Here is a 22,561-nt window from a genome sequence, read left to right on the forward strand (position 1 = left end):
TACATTAAAATTAAAAATATAAAGAGGTACATAGACATGAATTCGCAATTGACTGCTTTCATTACTCTTAGCTGCACATCAGGTGTACTAAATTTGTATTTATGTTTATACGTATTTCTAAAACGCTACAATTATACAAAAATTGCTCAATTGTTTATTAGTTATACCGCATTAATTGCGGTATATTGTTTTGCTTCTGCTTTTGGTTTAATCGCTACAACATTAAGTGCCATAAAGGTTTGGACGGCCATCCAATATGTAGGTATGGCTTTTTCAACGCCTCTCGGATTATTGTTTATCATGCAATACCTCGGTTTTCATCTGACAAGGAAAAAGATAATGGCTCTTCTTGCCATTCCATTTATTAGCTTAATCATGGTTGTTACAAATGATATACACCATTTTCATTATAGAGTATTTGAAATAGATCCTATATTAGGGGAACCTTATGTTCATCAGGAAATTGGCATATGGTATATCATTCATGGCATATTTACTTTTGGCTGTATGTTCGTATCCTTCTTATTAGTATTAATCCATTGGAAAGAGACTACTAAGGCCTACCGGCAACAATTAATTGCCTTAATGTGTGGTCAACTTATTCCTATGATAACAGCATTCATCTATTTATTGGGCTTAACACCTCAAGGAGTTGATCCTGTCCCTATGGTATTATGGGCTTCTTCATTTTTATATTTATGGTCTATTAATTCCTCACGGTTATTTAGGGTGATGCCTGTTGCCAAGGATGCAATATTTCATAGTATCAATGATGGGGTTATTGTGTTAGATGAATCTGCTCGATTAATAGAGTTTAATCAAGCCTGTAGCAAGGTATTTCCTCAGCTAACCAGATCAATGATTGGTAGGGATATTGGGGAAACATGGATTGAAGTAACTGGACAACCGATGCCATTTACATTGGAGGCAGTGGTGAATACGCAAGACATCGAGATTGTGCTTTCTGATCATACTTATCAAGTGCGTGTTACAGAGCTGCAACATGTTAATCATGGTAAGGGGTTATTACTTATTTTCACTGATATAACAGAGTTGAAGGAGCTACAAAGACAGTTAGAGCAACTCGCTTTTTACGATGAACTTACACAAATTTATAATCGTCGAGCTTTTTTTCAACAATGTAATCAGGCTTACAGCGAGGCAAGAGAATCATCCTCAGCTTTTACTGTCATTTTAATGGACATCGATCATTTTAAAAACGTCAATGATACGTATGGGCATGCTATCGGTGATCAATTACTAGTTCATGTCGTAAAGGTTTGTCAGAGTGTGTTGAAAAAAGGAGAACTGTTTGCACGGTATGGCGGTGAGGAATTTGTTCTTGCACTCAAGGACTCTACATTATTAGAGGGGCAAGCATTAGCTAATTTGCTCTGTAATAGCGTAGAATCCCAGCCACTTATGACTACTGAGGGAGCAATTCGTGCTACTATTAGCTGTGGTGTAGCAGAAGGCACAAAGGGACAAGAGACACTGTATCAGCTTTTAAACAATGCGGACAAAGCACTGTATGCGGCAAAACAAGCAGGCCGTAATCGAGTACATGTTTTTCTAGAATAAAAAAGCTAAAATATACAATCATTGAGGCAATGATGTATATTTTAGCTTTTTACTTACCAATTTGTATGGAAAACACCTTGTGCATCAATTCGTTCATACGTATGCGCACCGAAATAATCACGTTGTGCCTGTAACATATTAGCATTAGATGAACCTGTTCGATAACTATCGTAATATGTGAGAGAAGCACTCAAGCAAGGGAACGCGTTTCCTGCTTGGATGCCTTCACAAACTATTTTTCTTAATCCATTTTGATAGTCCATCGACTTTTCTGCAAAGTATGGATCAATTAATAAATTATTTAGAGAAGGTTGCTTTTGATAGGCTTCACTAATAACATTTAAAAAATCTGCTCGAATAATACAACCACTACGGAAAATTAATGCAATATCTTTTAATGGTAAACGCCATTCATAAAGCTCTGATGTCATTTTATATTGTGTAAATCCTTGTGCATAAGCACATATTTTCCCCATATATAGCGCTTGGCGGACGTATTCAATCCAGACATCTCTATCTAAATTTTGCTGTTTATAATTTGGTCCAGATAGTATTGCCTCTGCTTGAATTCGTTCCTCTTTTAATGATGAAATATAGCGAGCGAATAAGGCCTCCGTAATAATTGATGTAGGAATACCATTGTCTATAGATTGCAGGCTTGTCCATTTCCCAGTACCTTTTTGACCAGCTTTATCAAGTATCATATCAATCAGTGGTAATCCTGTTATCTCATCTTTTTTCCTTAAGATTTCAGCTGTTATTTCGATTAAATAGCTTTTCAATTCACCCTGATTCCATGTTTCAAAGATAGTAGCAATTTCCTCAACGGATAATCCTATATTTTTTCTTAAAAACGTATAGGCCTCCGCAATGAGTTGCATATCTGCATACTCGATTCCATTGTGTACCATTTTGACGAAGTGACCTGCGCCCTTGGGACCAATATACGTACAGCATGGTGTATCATTCACTTGTGCTGCAATCTTTGTCAGTATAGGTGCTACTTTGTTATAGACCTCTTGATCACCACCAGGCATGATAGATGGTCCTGTCAATGCTCCTACTTCACCACCAGAAATACCAATCCCTAAATACCCAATTCCTAAAGCTTTAAGTTCATCGTATCTACGCTCTGTATCTTTATAATGAGAGTTGCCGCCATCCATAATGACATCGCCCTTTTCAAGGAAAGGCACTACTGATTGAATAACTGAATCAATAGCATTCCCAGCTGTCACCATCAAAAAAATCTTTCTTGGTTTTTCTAAAGCTTGTACAAACTCTTCTATTTCATAGTAAGGAGTAAGCGATTGTCCTTCAACTTTTTGTAGAAGTTTGTCGGTTAAATCTCGTGTGTAATTATAAACGGCTACTTGCTCGCCCTTATTAGCCATGTTTAAAGCGATATTACTGCCCATAACACCTAATCCAATAACGCCAATTGTATTTAACATTGTACTTGCTCCTTTTTAAACATTTTTTAAACAAATAAACTAAGTAATAAAATAAATCCTAAGCCAGCCACAGATACAATTGTTTCTAGCAAGGTCCAAGTAGCGAATGTTTCTTTCATGCTTAATCCAAAATATTCTTTAAACATCCAGAAACCTGCATCATTGACATGTGAAGCAATTAAGCTTCCTGCACCTGTTGCCAACACGACCAAGGCAAGGTTTACATCACTTTGACCTAACATTGGAATGACTAACCCAGCTGTTGTTAAAGCAGCAACCGTAGCTGACCCTAATGAAATGCGTAAAATAGCCGCAATAATCCATGCTAGTAAAATTGGCGATAAGGTAGTTCCATGGAAGAGTTCAGCTACATAATCACCGACACCACCATCAATTAAAACTTGTTTGAAGGCACCACCGCCCCCAATAATTAAGAGCATCATACCGATATGGGATATTGCTGTTGTACATGACTCCATTACTTGCTTAATAGGAATTTTCCTTGCGATCCCCATTGTATAGACGGCAACTAATAAGGAAATTAACATGGATGTACCAGCTTCACCGATGAAGCGGATCCCTGCTAAGAAGCTATTATCTTCAAAGCCAATTGTTTTTTGTAACAGTGTAATAATAGTAGCAATGGACATTAAAATAACGGGTAATAGTGCAGTAAAAACACTTATTCCAAAACTCGGTGTGTCCTCTAGTTCAAATGTTTTTTGTTCACCTAGAGAGGCAATATTTCCAGTTTTGTTGAATGATTCAGGCACTAACCTTTTCGCTAATTTTGTAAATAATGGTCCAGCTAAAATAACAGTCGGAATGGCGATGATAAAGCCATAAAGCAACACCTCACCAATATTTGCCCCAAATTCGCCAGCAATAACAGTTGGTCCAGGATGTGGTGGCAAAAATCCATGTGTGACAGATAAGGCTGCGGTCATTGGAATTCCTAAATATAAAATAGAAACCTTTAATTGTCTTGAAATAGCAAAGACAATTGGGATTAATAGCACAAGACCTACTTCAAAGAAAAGAGCGATACCGATAATAAAGGATGCTGCTACAACTGCCCATTGAATGTTCTTTTCTCCAAATTTATTCACAAGGGTCATGGCAATACGCTGTGCACCGCCAGAATCGGCAATTAATTTTCCTAGCATCGCTCCAAGACCAAATATTAGTGCCAAGTGACCTAATGTTCCACCTAACCCTGCTTCAATCGTTTTTACGATAATATCCAAAGGCATCCCAAGAGCTAAAGCAACACCGAATGAAACAATGATTAATGAAATAAACGTATTTAATTTAAAGCCCATTATTAAAATTAACAGCGCAATAATACCAATACCTACAATAACTAATGGCATGTATTCTCCTCCTCTTTAGTCGGGCTTAATTAAGCTCCTTTGATACTGAGCAATTGACGTATAGTCGTCTGCTAAAACTCTAGATAAACGAATGAAAATTGGGAGTAGCTGTCTATATTCTTTGGCTGCTTCTTCGATCGGCGTATGTTTATAAGTGTCACCAACCATATCAGAGACAACGTCAAAGGAATCAATTTTTCCTGTAGCATATAAGCCTAAAATACAAGCGCCTAGACAGGAGCTTTCATAGCTTTCAGGTACTACCACTTCGGATTCAAAAATATCCGCCATCATTTGTCTCCAAATCTCAGAGCGTGAAAACCCGCCTGTTGCTTGAATACGAGTGACAGGGCTTTCCATACATTCCAGTAATGCTAAATAGACAGTATATAAATTGTAGATAACCCCTTCGAGGGCAGCTCGTATCATATGTTCCTTTTTATGAGACATAGTTAAACCAAAAAATGAACCACGGACATCTGGATTCCATAAAGGCGCACGTTCACCTGATAGATAGGGATGGAATAGCAGCCCATCAGCACCAGGTCTAACACGTTCAGCAATTTTCGTTAACACTTCATATGGATCAATACCTAGTCTTTTAGCTGTTTCAATCTCAGAAGAGGCAAACTCATCGCGAATCCAGCGTAATACCATACCACCATTGTTTACGGGTCCACCAATGACCCAATGGTTTTCTGTTAGTGCATAGCAAAAAATTCTACCCTTTACATCTGTTTTGGGCCTATCAATTATGGTACGGATAGCACCGCTTGTCCCAATAGTGACAGCAATTTCGCCTTCTCGAATGGCGTTCACACCTAGATTAGAGAGCACGCCATCACTTGCACCAATGACAAAAGGTGTTTGTGGGTCAATACCAATTTGTTTAGCTAAAAGGTCATTGCAATTTAAAAATAGTTGAGTTGTTGGTACGAGTGTGGATAATTGTGCTTTCGCAATACCTGCAACAGCTAAAGCTTCTTCGTCCCAATCTAATGTATGGAGATTCATCATACCCATACACGAAGCTAATGAATAATCGACGACATATTGATCAAAAAACTTTTTAAAAATGTATTCTTTAATACCGATATATTTCTTCGTTTTGCGCGCGATTTCAGGATGTTCATGCACAAGCCAAGTAATTTTGCTTAGTGGTGACATTGGATGAATAGGTGTACCTGTTCTTTTATAAATTTCATGGCCATTCCAGTCAGTTTTAATTTTATGTGCCCATGCTTCACTACGATTATCCGCCCAAGTGATGACAGGTGTTAACGGTTGATCATTTTCGTCCATAGCGATCACACTATGCATAGCACTACTAAAGGAAACAAATAGTAATGGTTTATCAGAATGGACTTTCATAATGTTGGTAATGGCTTGTAGTACAGCTTGAAAGATTTCTTCTGGATTTTGTTCTGCTGTCGAAATATCCGGTGTATATAATGGATACCCAATATTTTCTTGTTGAATAACCTTCCCATGTTGACTAAATAATACGGCCTTAGTGCTAGTAGTCCCTATATCAACACCTAACATATAGTTAGTCATTTTGTGGCTCAACCCCTTTAGATAGCATTTGCTGTGACCGCCATAAATCTTCTACTTTGCCTTGAACATCATCAAAATTTTCATGTAAGGATTTAATCATAAGCTCTCGATCTTTGGCTCTAATAGCATCAATATAGAGCTCATGATTTTTCACAATACGAGTAAAATCCTCATATTTCTCTTTAAAGCGCATGCGCATAGATAGTAAAATCAAGCCTTCCATTACTGGCTTTAAATTATTCCAAATCATGGTGATATAGGAATGTCCGATGGAACGAATAATTGTCTCATGGAACATAACATCCTGATAAGAAAATTCGTCTGCATCGTTATACTTAATGGCAACTTTCATCATTTCTAATGTTTTGCTAAGTTCTAGTGCTAAGCTAGTTGTATCCATTTTTATGAGACGTTCAAACACAAATGTTTCAATCAGCAATCGAACATCATAAATTTCTTCAATCTCTTTTTCAGATAAACCAATGACAACAGCACCCATTTTCTCTAATCGAATGATATTTTCAGAAGCTAATATTCTTAAGGCTTCACGAATGGGTGAACGGCTTACTTCAAAATCAGCTGCCAGTTTGTTTTCTGAAAGAATGGTACCGCTTTCAATTAAACCTGAAATAATACGCATTCTAAGTTCATATGCTACGCGATCACCTGTAGAAGCCTTAGAAAGCCATTTTTGTGGATATAAATAATCATTATATTCGCTCATAATATCACCCTTTTTGATTTGGAGTATACTTGTATACAAGTATTATAGTCAGAAAGAAAATAAGATTGCAAGCGACTTACTAACAATCAAAAATTGAAAAATCCTCAACTCTATACTTAGCTAAAAAAAATAATTAATGCACATTCTTTTTTCCTCCTTGGACAAACTTTAGAATGAAAAGTTCGTAAAACTTGTACAAGGTTTTAAAGCTTTTCAAATAATCGATGAAGGATGGTTATGTCAAATATGGATACAAATCGTAACAGATCAAATGGTACGAAAAGTGCAAATAAAACAAATCAACAGCGTCAGACACTTCATCGTGAGGAGTTTGGTGCTGAATTTGAGCTTGATTCAGCTTCAGCACAAATCAATAACTTTGCTGAAACACAAGGAAAAACAGATATCAAGCAACCAGTCAGTGAGAGGACTGCATGGCACTAATTTATATTTGACAACTATTCATGACATTGAGAGAAGGACTAAGGCATATGCCTTAGTCCTTTGATTATAGCCTGGGAAATATTGTGTTTATTTTCTTCCATACATATTATCAGAGCATTTCATAATACTACATCTAGAACAATGAAAACATTTTTAAGAAGGGAAGATATATACATTGGCTAAGCACTCCGATACAAGTTGGAAGCAGGATCATCCTAGCACATTGTTTAGTAACTCTGTGCAAAAGGCGGATCGTCTATTAAAGCATGCAAAATCACATCCAGAGGAAATAGCAATAGAACATGCATTTAATCAGATTAAGCATGCTGAAAATGCACGTTTCAATGCAGAACAATATGGTGAGCATTTGGATACGGTTCAGCAAAATAAAGAATATCTAGAGCAGATTAAACAACAATTACATGAAATGAAAAATGATACTGAATAAAAAATAACAATATACAACGGCTTAAATTCACGTAGTGAGGTTTAAGCCGTTGTTTAAATGTGATTAAATTAACACCAAACAATGATTTCATAGGGAGTGGTTTGAGCAGGAATACTCCTAGTGGTAGGACCATAAACAACAATGAGGTTTCGATTGGCAGGACTATTGGTAAAAGGCTGCCCATTTTTAAGTGAAATAATCGTAGTAGGAGAAAGGTTTAATTGTAATTGTCCATCACTACTCAGTAATTGTTGATTAAAGAAATCTACCTTTACATTATGATAATTGCTTTCTTTTACAATAATTAAAGCACGGTATTGTGGCGGGTAAATCATCGGTACAGGTGCATCTCCATCATAATATCCTGTTACCCATTCACCAGTAGTGACAATTTCACGATTAACAAAATAGGTGGAGGGAGAAATAATAAAATTGACGACCCCACCAGCACCATCTTCTAAGGTCATTATTTTATAACAACCGTTCTTATCTCCGTTTTGCCCAACAGAAAAATCACTGATTTGAGTGATAACACCCCGAAAAGATTTAAAATTGACCATACCCATTCCCTTCTTACATATTTCTCATTTTTAGCGTATCATTTTAATTTATGTAGCATTGTAAAATTAGGTGACAGACAATGAATAGGATGCTATTTGATAGCAATCAACTTATACTAAACATGCTTACTATTAGGACAGAGGAGTGGCATCTATTGAATTGGATTTCTAAAAATAAGAAAATCTTTCTATTGTTAATTTTCGTTGTTATTGTTGTCGCTGGTATACTGGATATTAAATATGAGGGATTATTCTTTCAGCTATTACCTACATCAATACAAACATTTTTATCTAATTTATTTTGAAATGTGGAGAACCGTACCTAAAAGAGTGCGGTTTTTTCATTACCAGAATTTTTGCCACAACATGCAACCAATTGTTTGGATTATCTACTTTATAAGTAAGAGTACATAAAAGGAGAAAATGCAAATGGACGATGAAAAAATAGTTGCTTTATACATACAACGCTCACAGCAGGCTATTTTGGAAACAAGGAAAAAATATGGAGCATATTGTAGAGTAATAGCAAGAAGAATCTTGGCAAATTTGAGGGATGTTGAAGAATGTGAGAATGATGCCTACCTAGCTGCATGGAACACAATCCCTCCACAGATACCAAGAAAACTATCTATTTTTTTAGGGAGAATCATACGTAATATTGCACTTGATAAGCATAGCTATAATACAGCCAAAAAGAGAAACAATGAGTTTGAGGTCATTCTCACAGAGCTGGAAGAATGTCTAGCTTCTTCTCATACGGTAGAAACATCCTATGAAGCGGGTGAACTTGCTCAATACATTAGCCAATTTTTATATACCTTAGATGAACAATCTAGAAATATATTTATTCAACGATATTGGTACTCCTATTCTATAAAAGATATTTCCTTACACTTTCAAATGAGTAGTAGTAAAGTTAAGTCCAACTTATTTAGGACACGTAATAAACTGAGATTTTATTTGGAAAGCGAGGGATTATATATATGAAAAAAGAGGAGTTATATCGTGAAATTGGATTTATAGAGGAAGAGTTAATTGAAGCCGCCAACTATGAAGTAAAGAAGAAAAGTTTTTCTAAAAAATGGCTCGCTGTGGTAATAAGTATGATGATCGTAAGCTCAGTTTCTACTGCCACAATAGCAGCAGCTTACTATAAACATCAAAATAATGAGCTTTATATTCGTTATTTATCAGCAGAGGACATGGAACTAATGCCAGCTACAAAATATGATGCAGATAAATTTCTAAAAGCTCTAGATAGTGACAAAGAGGAGTATATCTATATTGCAATAAATAGACTAGTAGAGAGCTATAATGATGAAAAGTTGAGAAATAAGGCGTTAAAGGCTATTCAGCCATTTATACAAAGTGATAACAAAAAAATTGCAAATTCGGCTATTTTTGCTGTCGATATTTTATCGGGAAGCTTTAAAAGTCAGCAGGTATATAAATTAGCAGATGGGAGCGTCTTCTTTACTTTATTCAATAATTATTCAGATTACGGAAGCCAAAATGTTCTTTGGCGTATAAAAGATGATGTGCTAGAGGCATATTCTAGCTTCTCCAGTCCATCAATGTATATTAAAGAGATAATTCCTTCACCTGATCAGAAATTAATTGCTATTGTCACGAACTCTAATAAAAGTGAATTTGTTGAAGTCATCAATGTGGAAGAGCGAATGGTAAGCCCAGAGTTAGTAGAATCTTCAAGGGTTAAATATGGTGCTGAGCAAGGGTTAGATACTTGGATTCGAACAGATCATGAAAACTATAGCTATGTGGATCATCTTAGATGGAAGGGAGATGCTACCATAGAATTTGAAGCTAGTCTCTCCTATGATGATACGGCGTTTATTAAAAACGTGGTAGTCACTTATGAAGTTAGCCAAAAGAAATTAACTGTTAAAGAAATTAAATAAGAAGCAGATAAAAACAGAAAACGTATTTAAAGGTTTTCTGTTTTTTCAATAGTATTGTAGAAATAAATCAATTAAAAAGGGAGTGAATGATATCAATGGCAAAATGGAAAATAGCCTTAGAAACGTTCCTGAAAGCATGGCAAGATAAAGAGGAAGTTGTAGGAGCGCTCGTATGTGGGAGCTATATTACTGGAAATCCCTCTAAGCGCTCTGATATTGATGTTCATATTATTTTGGCGGATAATGTGGGGTGGAGGGAAAGAGGGAATCGTGTTATTGATGGTTTTTTAATTGAATACTTTGCGAATCCATCAAGTCAAATTCGTGGGTATTTCCAAGATGATTTTAAAAAAAGAAGAACTATGTCGATGGTCCAATTTAAAACAGGTAGGATTTTATTTGATTATACTGGAATAATAAAAGACTTGAAATTTGAGGCAGAGGAATGGCTCGAAGAAAAATATAACACAATGAATGAAACGGTCTTAGAAATAAAAAAATATGAACTATGGGATGCACTAGATAATTTAAAGGATTGTTATGAGCAGGATAGAATGGACTTTTCCTTTACCTACCATAACTCATTAGCCAATTTATTTTTGGTGTACTGTCAGTTTTTAAATCTAGAAACGATACCCTTTTATCAAATCTATGCCTATCTTGAAGATCCAATTTACCTGCAAAAATATAGTAAGTCAGCATTTCCAGATGAGGACTTTAGAGAAATTTTTATGAGAGCAATGCATGAGGACAATGCTGAAAAGATGATGGCGTCATATGAAGCAGTAGTAGAGTATGTGCTCATACAAATGGGTGGTTTTCATATAGATGGCTGGCATATAAAAAGCCCAATCGAAAGTTAATCTGTGGAAAATTGAAAGTTAGTTCAGATACAAGACGAGCTTCATATTTATATGTTATTATACAGATATAATAATAAAAAGAACCTATTTTTTATGAAAATGTCAACCATTTTTAGGCCGATTATTCCAATAAGCTTAAATAATTCAATTTTTATCTAGAACAAAAAGTGATTTTTTTGCTTGAATTATGATTGGAAAGGCTCGAAAAAAGCTGATAACTCTCATATAAATAGTTGATATTTTATTCTTGAACTAATTGTGATAAACTGCAATAAGGTAATAATTGATACAGAAATGGTGTGCTCCGAGGTTGCTCCATGGCTACAGTACTTCTAAAGTGGGAGTGCTTACATCCTTTCTGCAAATCTTAACATATAAGGAAGGTAAAAATGAGTAACAGACAAATTAAATCAGATGTTATCTTAATTGGTGCCGGAATCATGAGTGCAACTTTGGGAACATTACTCAAAGAATTAGCACCAGATTGGAAAATTACAGTGTTTGAAAAGCTTGAAAAAGCAGGCGAGGAAAGTTCTCACGAATTAAACAATGCGGGAACTGGACATGCTGCATTATGTGAGCTGAACTACACATCAGAGAAAAAAGACGGATCAATCGATATCAAAAAAGCGATTAATGTTAATGAACAGTTCCATGTTTCAAGACAGTTTTGGTCGTATCTTGTAAACAATAAGCTGATCAATAATCCACAAGACTTCATTATGCCTTTACCACATATGAGTTTAGTACAAGGGAAAGAAAATGTTGAGTTTCTAAAGAAACGTCATGAAACGATGACAAAAAATCCTTTATTTGAAGGAATGGAATTTTCTAATGACCCTGAAACACTAAAAAAATGGATTCCACTTATTATGGAAAATCGTCCTGCTGGTGAAGACATTGCTGCAACGAAAATTGACACTGGTACAGATGTTAACTTTGGTGCTTTAACACGTATGTTAATTGATCACTTAAAAGCAAAAGATGTAGATGTTAACTATAATCATAGTGTTGAAAGTTTAAAACAAGCTAGTGATGGTACATGGGAAGTACGTGTGCACGATTTAGATGGCTGTAAAATGGAATATCATTCAGCAAAATTTGTCTTCCTTGGAGCTGGTGGAGGAAGCTTAGAATTACTACAAAAATCAGGTATTCCTGAAGGGAAACATATTGGTGGATTCCCAATTAGCGGTCTATTCTTAGCATGTAATAATCCAGAAATAGCTGAACAACATCATGCAAAAGTATACGGAAAAGCAAAAGTTGGTGCTCCACCAATGTCGGTTCCGCATCTTGACACACGTTATATTGATAACAAGAAATCATTACTATTTGGACCATTCGCAGGTTTCTCTCCTAAGTTCTTAAAAACAGGTTCAAATATGGATTTATTTGCTTCTGTAAAACCGCATAATATCACAACTTTATTAGCTGCGGGCGTGAAAGAGATGGGCTTAACAAAGTATTTAATCCAACAGCTTATGCTTTCAAAAGAACAACGTATGGAAGAGTTACGTGAGTTCATTCCAAATGCAAAAAGTGATGATTGGGATATTATCGTAGCTGGACAACGTGTACAAGTAATTAAAGATACGGAAGCTGGCGGTAAAGGAACACTTCAATTCGGTACAGAAGTTGTAAGTGCTTCTGATGGCTCGATTGCAGCTTTACTAGGGGCTTCACCAGGTGCATCTACGGCTGTACATGTTATGCTTGAAGTTCTTAATAAATGTTTCCCTCAACATATCAAGGAGTGGGAACCAAAAATTAAAGAAATGATTCCATCTTATGGTCTATCATTAGCAGAAAACCCTGAGCTTTTAAAAGAAATAAATGCAACAACAGATAAAGCACTTGGCTTAAAATAAAAATAAGTCATGGTAAGCGTTTAAGAAAGAGCTCTCAATCTATTCTGATTGAGAGCTCTTTTTAATTTGAATAAATTCTTTCCTGGGAAATTTTAAATCCAATTGCCTTCTTTTTAATAAAAGAACCATCAAATTTGCTATAAATCTTGCCCTGTATTTTATGACACTATAGCTCTATGTCCCATTGTGATATAGATGGTAGTTTCCTATACTTTGTATATACAATAAGAAGGGAGCTAATCTATAGATGATTAAGCTACAGGATATTGGAACATTTTCAGAACTACCAGAGCTTGCAATGTATATCTATACTGGCAATATTACAGCTTTGCGAGTTGCGAGGGATAAAGGCTGGAATATTGAAGAAGAGATATGTTTAAGTCAGCATACATCATTAAGCCCATTGGATTTAGCGTTGATTGCACAAAGATTGGATGTAGTAAAATTATTAGTTGGATATGGGGTTAATTTAAATGTGGAAAAAAATCCTTCTTTTTTAAGAGCTGTTCGATATTGTAAAGAAAATATAGTACGTTACCTTGTTGAACAAGGAGCAAAATTAGATGGCTATAACCAAGTGGGATCTGGAGCCTATTCTCAGGCCTACTATGGCAATAAAAGAAATATCCCTCTTATTCATGAACTTGGGCTTGATATAAAGCAGCATGGAGGTCCTGTATTGCGTCAGGCTGTGTCGAATTTTGATAAAAAAACAGTCACTTATTTACTTGATCAAGGAGTAGATATTAATTATCAAAAGCCTGATATGGTCTATCCCTATGAAGCAACACCATTAACAGTTGCAACAAGAATGGGAAATATAGCTATGGTGAACTATTTGATTGAACGAGGTGCAAACGTCACTTTAGCGGAGAAAGATGGTGAGAGAGCTTATACAATTGCTGTACGTATGAAAAATATGGAACTAGCAAATTACTTAAAGGCTTTAGAACCAATAGAACTCCATACTATTGAAAACAAAAAAGAGACATTGAAAAAATACAAGTTACCAGATGAATTGATTAATTTTCTGACAGGAGATCGACTACATTTTGAGCTTGCACCAAATGATTATGAAATTCACTTTATCGATTTTTTCAAACTAACTGATACAATTGAGATGAAACTAGGTCATAGAGAGCTCCTCCTTCTTTCCGCAAATATCGACAATTACTCTGATTTGCAAATAGTCTGGAACCCAAAAGGAGAAGGCCATATAGGGTGCTATGATGTGGAGCATGAGGAGTATGCTAATTTATGTAGTTTTAAAGAATTTATTGGTAGACCTGAAATATACCTTATCCGTTTTCTTGAAGGAGAACTATAGCAATGTTTTAAGCTACTGATAAAAATGTGAATCAACTGATTAAATGAGCCTCCCTGCTATTCAACTTAAAAGTCGATGAGAGTAAGCATATTCTTTCTAAGAAATATGCTTACTTTTTATTGCTCTATATTCGAAGAGTTGACAAACAAAAAACAATAGAACGTTTAATATATATGGCACAAAAGAACAACAGTAGGGCTATTAACAGGGCGAAGGGGATGCTGAACATAACAGGAAGTTCTACGCCATACCAAAGGCCCATTTTAATTTGATCCACTCCGAATGTTCGTAAAAAACCAGCGAGTATGGATAAGCCAGCGCTTAAAAGTAATCCAACATAAAGTACAGATAATACCACTAAAGCTAATGAGCAAAAAAAAGTCTTTAGCATTTTTAGAAGTATCATTCTTTTTCCCTCCGTATAATGTGGTGCACCTTTGAACTCGAAGCTATCGAATAATCATCCGTATAGTAAAGTGTCCCAATCACACTATTTTCCCCAACATGGACGACTTCCCCTTCCACAAACTCTGCATTCGTATTAGATAATTGTAGGTGTTTTCCACTTATTGTGTGACAGCGTAATATTTTTTTAAATAACGGAAGAAGGGTTATCCTATCCTTTTCTATTACCACATTTTCAGCCCTTAACCTGTCAATTCCGCTTTCTCCCGATAACTTCAAATGAAAGTGATGAGCGATTATTTCCGCAGCCTTGACTATTCCAATGGCATCAAATTGCTCGCTCTGTAATTTCTCTTCAACCATTAGCTTTCCAGAACTATTGATTTTTTGGATAAAACCATTACGTATTTTAATATTCCCAGCATTTGTAAGTTCTCCGATTTGGCAATAATCCTTTAACTTACACGAGCCAGTACTATTAAATATCTGCGCTGTAACTGGATAATAGAAGGAGCTATGACCATGAGTGGACACTTTTATTAAGTGTACTTCTTGTTGTAACGATACAGCGCCTCGAATGTTTAATTGTTCATAATCAGCATCCAAATGTTTAACGGTGCCATTCGTTTGTGTAAGGGTACGGAGTTTTTGAAACATAAAGTCACCTCATTATAATTTAATTAATATATATTTTAATTATTAAAATATATATTAATTAAATTATATGCTACTTCCATTTGTCAAGAACAAAAGCACAGCTTAAATTAAACAATAAAAAAAGGATTTCAATTTGTTGAAATCCTAAAAAATTTTATTCATTAATTGGTTTACTTCGCGTAAGATGTTGGCCATGTCTATGAGTTTATCCTGAGAAAACTTTAAAAAGATTTCTTGAACCTTCATGTCACCAATATTGGTTAAAGCCATTTTGACCACACGTCGATCATTATTTTCTCTAATTCTTTGTATGAGTTCGAGTTTTTCCAGTTTATCGCACATGGAAGTTACAGCTCCGGGTGTTACACTAAAGAATTCAGCAATTTCTGTTGCCTTCATCCCATTATTTATTTTTAGCTGTAGGAGTAATATTAATTGGTTTTGTGATAACGCTTCTCCTTCAGATAAAAGATCTACAAACATTTTCGACTTCTGCTGTATTTCCAGCATTTCTTTCATAATAATTTCTACATTGTTTAGATTTTCTGGCATATAATCACGTCCACTAAAATATTTAATAATTAAATTATATAGCAATTAAATAAATGCTACCAAGTGTAGAATTACTTTAAGAAATATTTATTTTTTAAAAGTCGTACGCATCCATTCGAAAAATCTCTCTTTTTCTTCGAACTGGGGGTAGTGAGCAGATTGTTCATATGCTATGAATTCTTTTTTCTTCGCGATAATTTGGTCGAAGTACTTTTTAGCGCTATTCGATGATGTTTGATAATCATAATCCCCCATTACAAAATAGAAGGGAAGAGTCAGTGAATTGACTTTCGCAGGAAGTGGGGACTGCAAGACTTCGTTTACTAAGACTTCTTGGGATAGGGATATCCCTTTGCTATATCGAATAATATCTAACAAATTATATTCAGTACTAAAAAGCATCCCTAACATATTTCCATCAGGGTTAGTAATAAGTCTTGTAGCTCCACCGTATTTGCTCACTAAATGACGAGGCGTAAATGTTTTACCACTACTAATTTCCTCCATTAACCTCTGTAAATGTGCAACATCCTCTGTGTTACTCTTAAGCTGAGCCTGTTTGATCGTAAAGTGTAAACTGTCCATCTCACTTTCAACGGTATTACTCATTTGACCAATCCCTACATAGGCCTCATATTTATCAGGAGCTTTAGCAGCTGCTTGTGTGGCAATATAGGTACCGTAGGAATGACCAATTAAGATAATTTTTTCTTTATCTAGATGATTAGCAATATAGTCAGTCAGTGCTAGTAAATCCTCCACAAGCAAATCAGATGAAAGATTTGAGTAGTCCTCAAAAAAATGATAAGACTTCCCACTAGCCCTTTGATCATAATTTACCACTGTAAATTCGGTTTCCAATAAATCTTGATATTTTTTAGCGTAGGGTATTTCAGAGCGACCTGGTCCGCCATGGACAAAGATGATGACAGGATTATTTTTGTTATGGCCCCGTATCATGATTTCATGGTCACTGCCGTTAATTTCTACCTGTTCTAGCGTACTGATGCTGTTCATGTCCTCTATAGATGATGTCCATGTTGGAAATACAAGTGCTAATAATAGTAAGGAGGTCATAATCAAGACAAGATATTTAATGAACTTTTTAATCCTTTTCATACAATACCTACTTTACATGCGTTTCATAAAGCTAGCATGATACATTTTTCTTTTATACACATAAAAATACATACTCAGAGGCCACCAAAGTGTCACAAAAATAGGGTAAATCGCCCATATAACGCTTGGTGAAGAAACAACATTTACTGTAATGAAAAAGATACTAATTAGTATCGTAGCTGTAACGGAGAATGCTACAAAGGTTTTTCGTTGCGCGTGATATAAAGCTAGAGGCCACCATATCACTAAAAAAGCAGGATAAATTGCCCAAGGGTATTGAGGAGATACAATCATATTCAATATAGAGTAATAGATGATGGTAGAAGCACATCCAATTAGAGCTGTTTTTAACGTTTTTGCCTTTTCATCTAAGTACATGAGGATTGGCCACCAGATAATTGGATAAATCGCATAGATAAACCATAAATGATCTGGTGCGTAAATATAATTTTCAACTATTAGAAATGTAATAATTAAGGCACTACAAACAATTGAGTATTGTTTATACAATTTTTTAGCCATATAGAATAACGTAATAGGCCAAAACAGTAGCAATAAGCATGGATATACAAACCACATTGTTTGAGGAGATGTCGTATAATTAACAACCCCTAAAAAAATCATTGTCATCAAGCTCCCCGCTATAGAAAAGTTAATAAAGTTCCTCATGTTTATTCACCCCATTTCTTACGAGACCACACAAAGTACATCGATAAAGGCCACCAAAGAATGGCGAAAATCGGATAGATTGCCCAAATAGTATGTGGTGTGTAATAAAGATTAATAAAAATAAAAAATGCAATGATTAAGCCACTACCCCAAATTGAAAATTCTAAGTTTAATTTAGCCATGTTTTTCTTTGCTGGTTCTTTAACACCTAACTCTTGCTTTAAGTCTTCGATATCTCCAAATTCTACAATGGCTTTATTAATGGCATCCTCTTGTTCTTTACCTTGGTCCATCAAATAAAATACTTTTTCTTCAAGATTTTCAATGATTTCTTGTTTAACCATTTCCGTTTCGTTAGTTCGAGGAATGTCTTTAAAAAGCTCATCAATATGGTTTTTTATTCTTTTCATTCTAAGCCCTCCATAAATAAATCGATTATTTCCTTTACTTCCGACCATTCTTTCACTAGCTCATTTAAATAGGCCTTACCTAATGATGTAATACGGTAATACTTTCTTTTGCCTCCATGTGAGACATCTCCATAATAGGCTTCAATAATTTCTTTTTTTTCGAGACGTTGAAAAACTGCATACAAAGTTGCTTCCTTGATTTGAAACCGATTGTTTGTACGGAGACTTATTTCCTGAGAAATTTCGTAGCCATAACGGTCTTTTTCTGAAATTAACCGTAAAATAATCGAATCCAAATGTCCTCGGATAATATCACTGCGAACCATAAGTCACCTACTTTTTTTATTGCTCTATCTGTCAGAGTAATAGTAGCAAACATTACTCTGTCTGTCAAAGTAATTTATTCCCCTTTTTTTACAATGATGATGAGATTTTCAATAAAAAAACCCATTCGCTGAAAAGCCCAAAAGGACTATTTCATAGCGAATGGAGTTCGAGTACTCTTTTTACATATACAATGCAGCAAGGAAAATCCCTAAAGACTCCTCGTAAATGTCATCAAACTGGCTGATTGGTAAAGGATTTGTACCACTTCCTAATTCAACAGTGAAGCCTGGTCTACGCCAATCTTGAATAAACCAATCTTTATAACCAGCATAGCTTCCAGCAGATTGAACGGGCTCATAGCCACTTACTCTACTAAATTCATTTACAAGCACCTCTGATTCTGGGGGCTCTAGATTTTCAAAACCCCAATATATGACACGTCCCTGTGTATGAAAGGCTAATACTCTTGAAAAATCACGTTGCTTGGTCAAATCAGCCATTGCAATGGCTTCAGGTTCAGATAGTGGTCTTTCACCACCATAATCTCTTGGCCCTGGTGTTTTTGGATTACGGGCACTTTCAAGCTCCCATTTGGCAGGGAATTGGTCATTCAAATCAATTCCATGAATATTTGCTTTCCAGCCAGAAAAATCAGCGTTATCATTATTCCATGCAATTAGTTGATTTCTTAATGCTTCATCATTTGGTGGGCCTTGTATTACTAAATCTACGCCATCAGGATTTACCATAGGAACGATAGAAAGGAATGTTTGCTGATAAAGAGAAAATGGAGAAATTCCACGAATACTACTTTGATTGGTGAGGGCGAGCAAATAGTCATTTAAAAATGTTAGAATAATAGGTGTAGTAATCCATTCGTTTGCATGGAAGGAGCCATTATAGTGTACACGTTTTGCACCATGGCCAATCGACAGCTCAGGTAGCTCCTTCCCTAAAACGGAACTGCCAATGTTTGAGCTATGAAGAAAAGGATATGCATCAAGGAGCTTTCTGAGATCATTTATCATATGGGTATACGTGTAAGTTTGCTTACCTTCAACTAAACGCCATGTGATACGTTGGGGTATGCGAATTATTTGACCGATTTGTAATCGATTTGGATTGAGATCAGGATTAACAAGCAATAGGGCGACTAGGGGGAGGTTTCGGCTCTGGGCAATCTGCCAAAAAGAGTCTCCTTGTTTAATTTGATAGTTGTTGGTCACAAAACCAGGAATACGAACCCGTTGTCCAACTCTTAAAAATTGGGGGTTTATATTTTCATTAGAATCTAAAATGAGTTGAAGAGGAATTTTAAATACCTCACTGAAATGCCAAAGTGAATCTCCTGGTCTTACGATAATATCCACATGTTTTCTCTCCTTAATTAGAAATGGTTCAATATAAAATGTATATGAAAAATACAGAGACTTATTGATACAAAATCAGCAAAATTTCTTTATGATGAATCTAAAATAGGAGAAAATGAGTTATTTTTACATGTATACTAGTAATCATACTAAAGTAAAAGAAAGGTAAAGGTAGGAAAACCAAATGTTAAATAGATTAAAATTGGGTATACGCTCAAAGATTTCATTAGGTTATATCGTAATCATTCTTTGCCTACTTGCGACGGTTGTCATATTAAATAATCAAATTACATCTTTGCAGAAGGAAAGAAATTTTATTATTAAGTACGATTCCAATGTTCTAACTTTAACGAATGAAATTGAAAAATATATTTTGGATATGGAATCAAGTCAGCGGGCTTTCATCATTACGGGTAAGCAGAGTTATCTGGAACCCTATGATAATGCAGCTGAAAATTGGAAAATAGATTTTAATGAACTCTATCAACAAATGAAAGATAAACCAGCTCAGCAGGACAAACTTAAAGAGATAGAGGAAACAATTGAACATTGGGTTGCAACGTCAGGCGAACCAACTATTCAATATAAAAAGGATAATAATGTAGAAGCATTAAATGATTTTTTTAAAGTGGATAATGGTCGTCAGGATATGGAAAAAATGCGCAAACTATTCGATTCATTCCGTGCCACTGAAAATGCTTATACACAGGCAAAGGCAAATCAGTTAGACAAGCAAAATAGTAAATTAACTAGTGCTTTATTTGGGATCTTAATTTTAGTTTCTACAATAGCTATTGCTATCGCTAGTGGCATTTCCCGTTCAATTGTAAAAACGATAACGGAAGTAACACAAACAATTCAAGAAATAGCAGCTACAAAAGGTGATTTTACAAGAAGAATCCATGTGAATACCAACGATGAAGTGAATGAACTTGCTAATGCAACGAATACGCTTTTAGAGTCCGTCGAAAAGAGGGAATGGCTACAAAGCAATGTAGCTGAAATCGTGACAAATTATCAAGGTATTTCAGCAATTACAAAATTAGCGGAGACCTTCCTATCAGAAGTAGCACAGAAAACCCAAGCATCCCTTGGCGCATTTTATGTTCGGGAAGTAACAGAGAACCAAGTACAGTTTGTGAAAAAGGCTGCTTTTGCTGACACGGATGATTGTGTTGGCATGGAGAGTTTCAAAATAGGACAAGGGTTAATCGGTCAATGTGCATTAGAAAAGAGAGTGCTATTCTATGATAATATTCCGAGAGACTATCGTTTAATCAAAACGGGATTAGGTGAAATTAGACCACAAAATATTTTATTGATTCCTGTCATTTTTGAAAATGAAGTTATAGCGGTTGTTGAAATAGCAACAATGGCTAAATTCAGTAAGTTACAGCAAGAATTAGTGAGACAGGTTACTGAAACCTTTGGACTAACAGTTAATAGTGTTTTAGGGCGTATGGAAATTGTACGTCTATTGAATGAATCTAGAGCAATGACAGAGGAATTACAGGTCCAATCAGAGGAGCTTCAAACACAATCAGAGGAATTACAAATGCAGACAGAAGAGCTGACTATGATTAATGAGCAGCTTGAGGAACGCACGAAAGAGGCAGAGTCCAAATCAAGAGAGCTAGAGAAAGCGAAGAAGGAATTAGAAGAAAGTGCAGAGCAGCTTATCCTTAACTCTAATTACAAATCCGAATTTTTAGCGAATATGTCACATGAATTAAGAACACCTTTAAACAGCATATTAATATTATCTGAAATGCTAGCAGAAAATAGCCAACACAACCTAACAGACGAGGAAGCAGAGTTTGCTAAAGTTATTCATTCTTCAGGAGAGGACTTGCTAGCTCTAATCAATGACATATTAGATTTATCTAAAGTGGAGGCCGGGAAGCTTGATATTATTTTTAATGAAGTGAATATGAGCGAAGTACCTGTACAAATTGAACATACCTTTGCGCCAGTTGCGAGGAAGAAAAACTTAGCATTCCATATTTCAAAGGCAGATCATGTAGTGGATGTATTCTATACGGATGAGAAGAGATTTCAGCAAATCTTAAAGAATTTATTATCGAATGCCTTTAAATTTACTGAGCAGGGATCTGTCACATTAGACATTAACCAGCTTACACCTCAACAACTAACAAACAATATGCAGGATATAAGTACGGATTGGTTAGAAATTACTGTTTCAGATACAGGAATAGGTATTCCAAAAGACAAACACCAGCTAATTTTTGAATCATTCCAACAAGCAGATGGAGCTACGGTCCGAAAATATGGTGGAACGGGTCTTGGTCTTTCTATTTGTAAGGAATTTGCAAAATTACTTGGTGGATGGATTACATTACAAAGTACTGAAGGACAAGGTAGTAGCTTTACGTTAACGATTCCGAGTCTACCAAATGGAATTGAAGAGGAGCATTGCCAAAAGCTTGCCATGAACGAAGTGGCAGTGACGACGGTGGAAGAGGAACAAATCAAAGAGCAGCCAGTAGCAATGGAAGAAGCCCTTCAACATGAGGTTGAGGTGTTTCAAGGGAAAAATATTTTAATAGTTGATGATGATAACCGTAATATTTATGCGTTGAAAACGGCATTAGAAAAAAGAGGCATGCATATTCTAGTTGCCAAAGATGGACTAGAATGTTTAGAGGTCTTGCAGGCTAATCCAGATATCGATCTTGTTCTGATGGATATAATGATGCCTAATATGGATGGCTATGAAGCAATGACTATTATTCGTCAGCAAATGAAACGTATCGATTTGCCAATCATTGCATTGACTGCTAAAGCGATGAAAAATGACCGTGATAAATCATTGCAGGCAGGTGCATCTGATTATATTAGTAAGCCATTAAATTTAGATCAATTAATATCAGTTTTAAGAGTATGGTTAGTTTCTAAGGGGAGTTAATGAAC

22 protein-coding genes are annotated in these 22,561 nt (G+C 35.5%); 10 read left to right on the top strand and 12 right to left on the bottom strand.

Features of this window, described 5'->3' with window-relative positions; translation table 11 throughout:
* Positions 1–36 precede the first annotated feature (36 nt).
* Positions 37–1,581, top strand: a complete 1,545-nt coding sequence (locus AAJG31_RS13765; RefSeq protein ID WP_066038337.1) for a histidine kinase N-terminal 7TM domain-containing protein — start codon at positions 37–39, stop codon at positions 1,579–1,581.
* A 53-nt stretch (positions 1,582–1,634) separates the two neighbouring features.
* On the opposite strand, the gene gnd is transcribed toward AAJG31_RS13765, so the two are convergent.
* From gnd to AAJG31_RS13785, 4 genes are read right to left on the bottom strand one after another with little or no spacing between them, the layout of a single operon-like run.
* Positions 1,635–3,035: a decarboxylating NADP(+)-dependent phosphogluconate dehydrogenase gene (gnd, locus tag AAJG31_RS13770; protein ID WP_066038336.1), complete on the bottom strand. Its 1,401-nt coding sequence runs from the start codon at positions 3,033–3,035 to the stop codon at positions 1,635–1,637.
* Between the two features lie 26 nt (positions 3,036–3,061).
* Positions 3,062–4,408: a GntP family permease gene (locus tag AAJG31_RS13775; RefSeq protein WP_066038335.1), complete on the bottom strand. Its 1,347-nt coding sequence runs from the start codon at positions 4,406–4,408 to the stop codon at positions 3,062–3,064.
* A 15-nt stretch (positions 4,409–4,423) separates the two neighbouring features.
* Positions 4,424–5,965 (bottom strand): gluconokinase, encoded by a 1,542-nt coding sequence (gene gntK / locus AAJG31_RS13780; protein WP_066038334.1) that lies wholly within the window; start codon positions 5,963–5,965, stop codon positions 4,424–4,426.
* Complete coding sequence (locus tag AAJG31_RS13785; RefSeq protein WP_048395289.1) at positions 5,958–6,689, bottom strand: GntR family transcriptional regulator; 732 nt, start codon at positions 6,687–6,689, stop codon at positions 5,958–5,960. The genes gntK and AAJG31_RS13785 overlap by 8 nt, the downstream gene beginning before the upstream one ends.
* A 237-nt stretch (positions 6,690–6,926) precedes the next feature.
* Between AAJG31_RS13785 and AAJG31_RS13790 the strand changes: the two genes are divergently transcribed.
* Positions 6,927–7,133: a hypothetical protein gene (locus tag AAJG31_RS13790; RefSeq protein ID WP_054548846.1), complete on the top strand. Its 207-nt coding sequence runs from the start codon at positions 6,927–6,929 to the stop codon at positions 7,131–7,133.
* Between the two features lie 175 nt (positions 7,134–7,308).
* A complete protein-coding gene (locus AAJG31_RS13795; RefSeq protein ID WP_004233441.1) occupies positions 7,309–7,581 on the top strand; it encodes a hypothetical protein in 273 nt (90 codons plus the stop codon).
* A 68-nt stretch (positions 7,582–7,649) separates the two neighbouring features.
* Here AAJG31_RS13795 and AAJG31_RS13800 read toward each other — a convergent pair whose 3' ends face one another.
* Positions 7,650–8,141: a hypothetical protein gene (locus AAJG31_RS13800; protein WP_048395293.1), complete on the bottom strand. Its 492-nt coding sequence runs from the start codon at positions 8,139–8,141 to the stop codon at positions 7,650–7,652.
* Between the two features lie 155 nt (positions 8,142–8,296).
* Here AAJG31_RS13800 and AAJG31_RS13805 point away from each other — a divergent pair, with 155 nt between their 5' ends.
* The 6 genes from AAJG31_RS13805 to AAJG31_RS13830 all read left to right on the top strand — a co-directional run bounded on the left by AAJG31_RS13805 (position 8,297) and on the right by AAJG31_RS13830 (position 14,121).
* Positions 8,297–8,446 carry a hypothetical protein gene (locus AAJG31_RS13805; protein WP_231595739.1) on the top strand — a complete coding sequence of 50 codons (150 nt, stop codon included), beginning with the start codon at positions 8,297–8,299 and terminating at the stop codon, positions 8,444–8,446.
* A gap of 124 nt (positions 8,447–8,570) precedes the next feature.
* Positions 8,571–9,128, top strand: a complete 558-nt coding sequence (locus AAJG31_RS13810) for a sigma-70 family RNA polymerase sigma factor (protein ID WP_054548847.1) — start codon at positions 8,571–8,573, stop codon at positions 9,126–9,128.
* A complete protein-coding gene (locus AAJG31_RS13815; protein ID WP_066038333.1) occupies positions 9,125–10,060 on the top strand; it encodes a hypothetical protein in 936 nt (311 codons plus the stop codon). The genes AAJG31_RS13810 and AAJG31_RS13815 overlap by 4 nt, the downstream gene beginning before the upstream one ends.
* A gap of 95 nt (positions 10,061–10,155) precedes the next feature.
* Complete coding sequence (locus AAJG31_RS13820) at positions 10,156–10,923, top strand: nucleotidyltransferase domain-containing protein (RefSeq protein WP_066038332.1); 768 nt, start codon at positions 10,156–10,158, stop codon at positions 10,921–10,923.
* A gap of 389 nt (positions 10,924–11,312) precedes the next feature.
* A complete protein-coding gene (locus AAJG31_RS13825) occupies positions 11,313–12,794 on the top strand; it encodes a malate:quinone oxidoreductase (protein ID WP_004233452.1) in 1,482 nt (493 codons plus the stop codon).
* Between the two features lie 247 nt (positions 12,795–13,041).
* A complete protein-coding gene (locus tag AAJG31_RS13830; RefSeq protein ID WP_279493500.1) occupies positions 13,042–14,121 on the top strand; it encodes an ankyrin repeat domain-containing protein in 1,080 nt (359 codons plus the stop codon).
* A 402-nt stretch (positions 14,122–14,523) separates the two neighbouring features.
* On the opposite strand, the gene AAJG31_RS13835 is transcribed toward AAJG31_RS13830, so the two are convergent.
* The 7 genes from AAJG31_RS13835 to AAJG31_RS13865 all read right to left on the bottom strand — a co-directional run bounded on the left by AAJG31_RS13835 (position 14,524) and on the right by AAJG31_RS13865 (position 19,630).
* The gene (locus AAJG31_RS13835) at positions 14,524–15,183 is read right to left on the bottom strand and encodes a hypothetical protein (RefSeq protein WP_048395305.1); all 660 of its coding nucleotides are present in this window, start codon (positions 15,181–15,183) and stop codon (positions 14,524–14,526) included.
* Positions 15,184–15,327: 144 nt separating this feature from the next.
* Positions 15,328–15,735: a MarR family transcriptional regulator gene (locus AAJG31_RS13840; RefSeq protein ID WP_054548503.1), complete on the bottom strand. Its 408-nt coding sequence runs from the start codon at positions 15,733–15,735 to the stop codon at positions 15,328–15,330.
* A gap of 87 nt (positions 15,736–15,822) precedes the next feature.
* On the bottom strand, positions 15,823–16,854 hold the full coding sequence (locus AAJG31_RS13845) for an alpha/beta hydrolase (RefSeq protein WP_103119022.1): 1,032 nt from the start codon (positions 16,852–16,854) through the stop codon (positions 15,823–15,825).
* Positions 16,855–16,866: 12 nt separating this feature from the next.
* Positions 16,867–17,484 carry a hypothetical protein gene (locus AAJG31_RS13850; protein WP_305210629.1) on the bottom strand — a complete coding sequence of 206 codons (618 nt, stop codon included), beginning with the start codon at positions 17,482–17,484 and terminating at the stop codon, positions 16,867–16,869.
* 41 nt (positions 17,485–17,525) lie between these two features.
* Positions 17,526–17,933 (bottom strand): permease prefix domain 1-containing protein, encoded by a 408-nt coding sequence (locus AAJG31_RS13855; RefSeq protein ID WP_048395459.1) that lies wholly within the window; start codon positions 17,931–17,933, stop codon positions 17,526–17,528.
* Positions 17,930–18,259 (bottom strand): PadR family transcriptional regulator, encoded by a 330-nt coding sequence (locus AAJG31_RS13860; RefSeq protein WP_004233468.1) that lies wholly within the window; start codon positions 18,257–18,259, stop codon positions 17,930–17,932. Before AAJG31_RS13860 ends, AAJG31_RS13855 begins: the two co-directional genes overlap by 4 nt.
* A 180-nt stretch (positions 18,260–18,439) precedes the next feature.
* Positions 18,440–19,630, bottom strand: a complete 1,191-nt coding sequence (locus tag AAJG31_RS13865; RefSeq protein WP_103119020.1) for a M14 family metallopeptidase — start codon at positions 19,628–19,630, stop codon at positions 18,440–18,442.
* Between the two features lie 184 nt (positions 19,631–19,814).
* On the opposite strand from AAJG31_RS13865, the gene AAJG31_RS13870 reads away from it, so the two are divergent.
* Positions 19,815–22,556, top strand: coding sequence for an ATP-binding protein (locus tag AAJG31_RS13870; protein ID WP_279493497.1), 2,742 nt, complete (start codon positions 19,815–19,817; stop codon positions 22,554–22,556).
* Positions 22,557–22,561 lie beyond the last annotated feature (5 nt).

The sequence above is a fragment of the Lysinibacillus sp. BS3 genome, from assembly GCF_039614735.1.
Taxonomy (GTDB): domain Bacteria; phylum Bacillota; class Bacilli; order Bacillales_A; family Planococcaceae; genus Lysinibacillus; species Lysinibacillus capsici.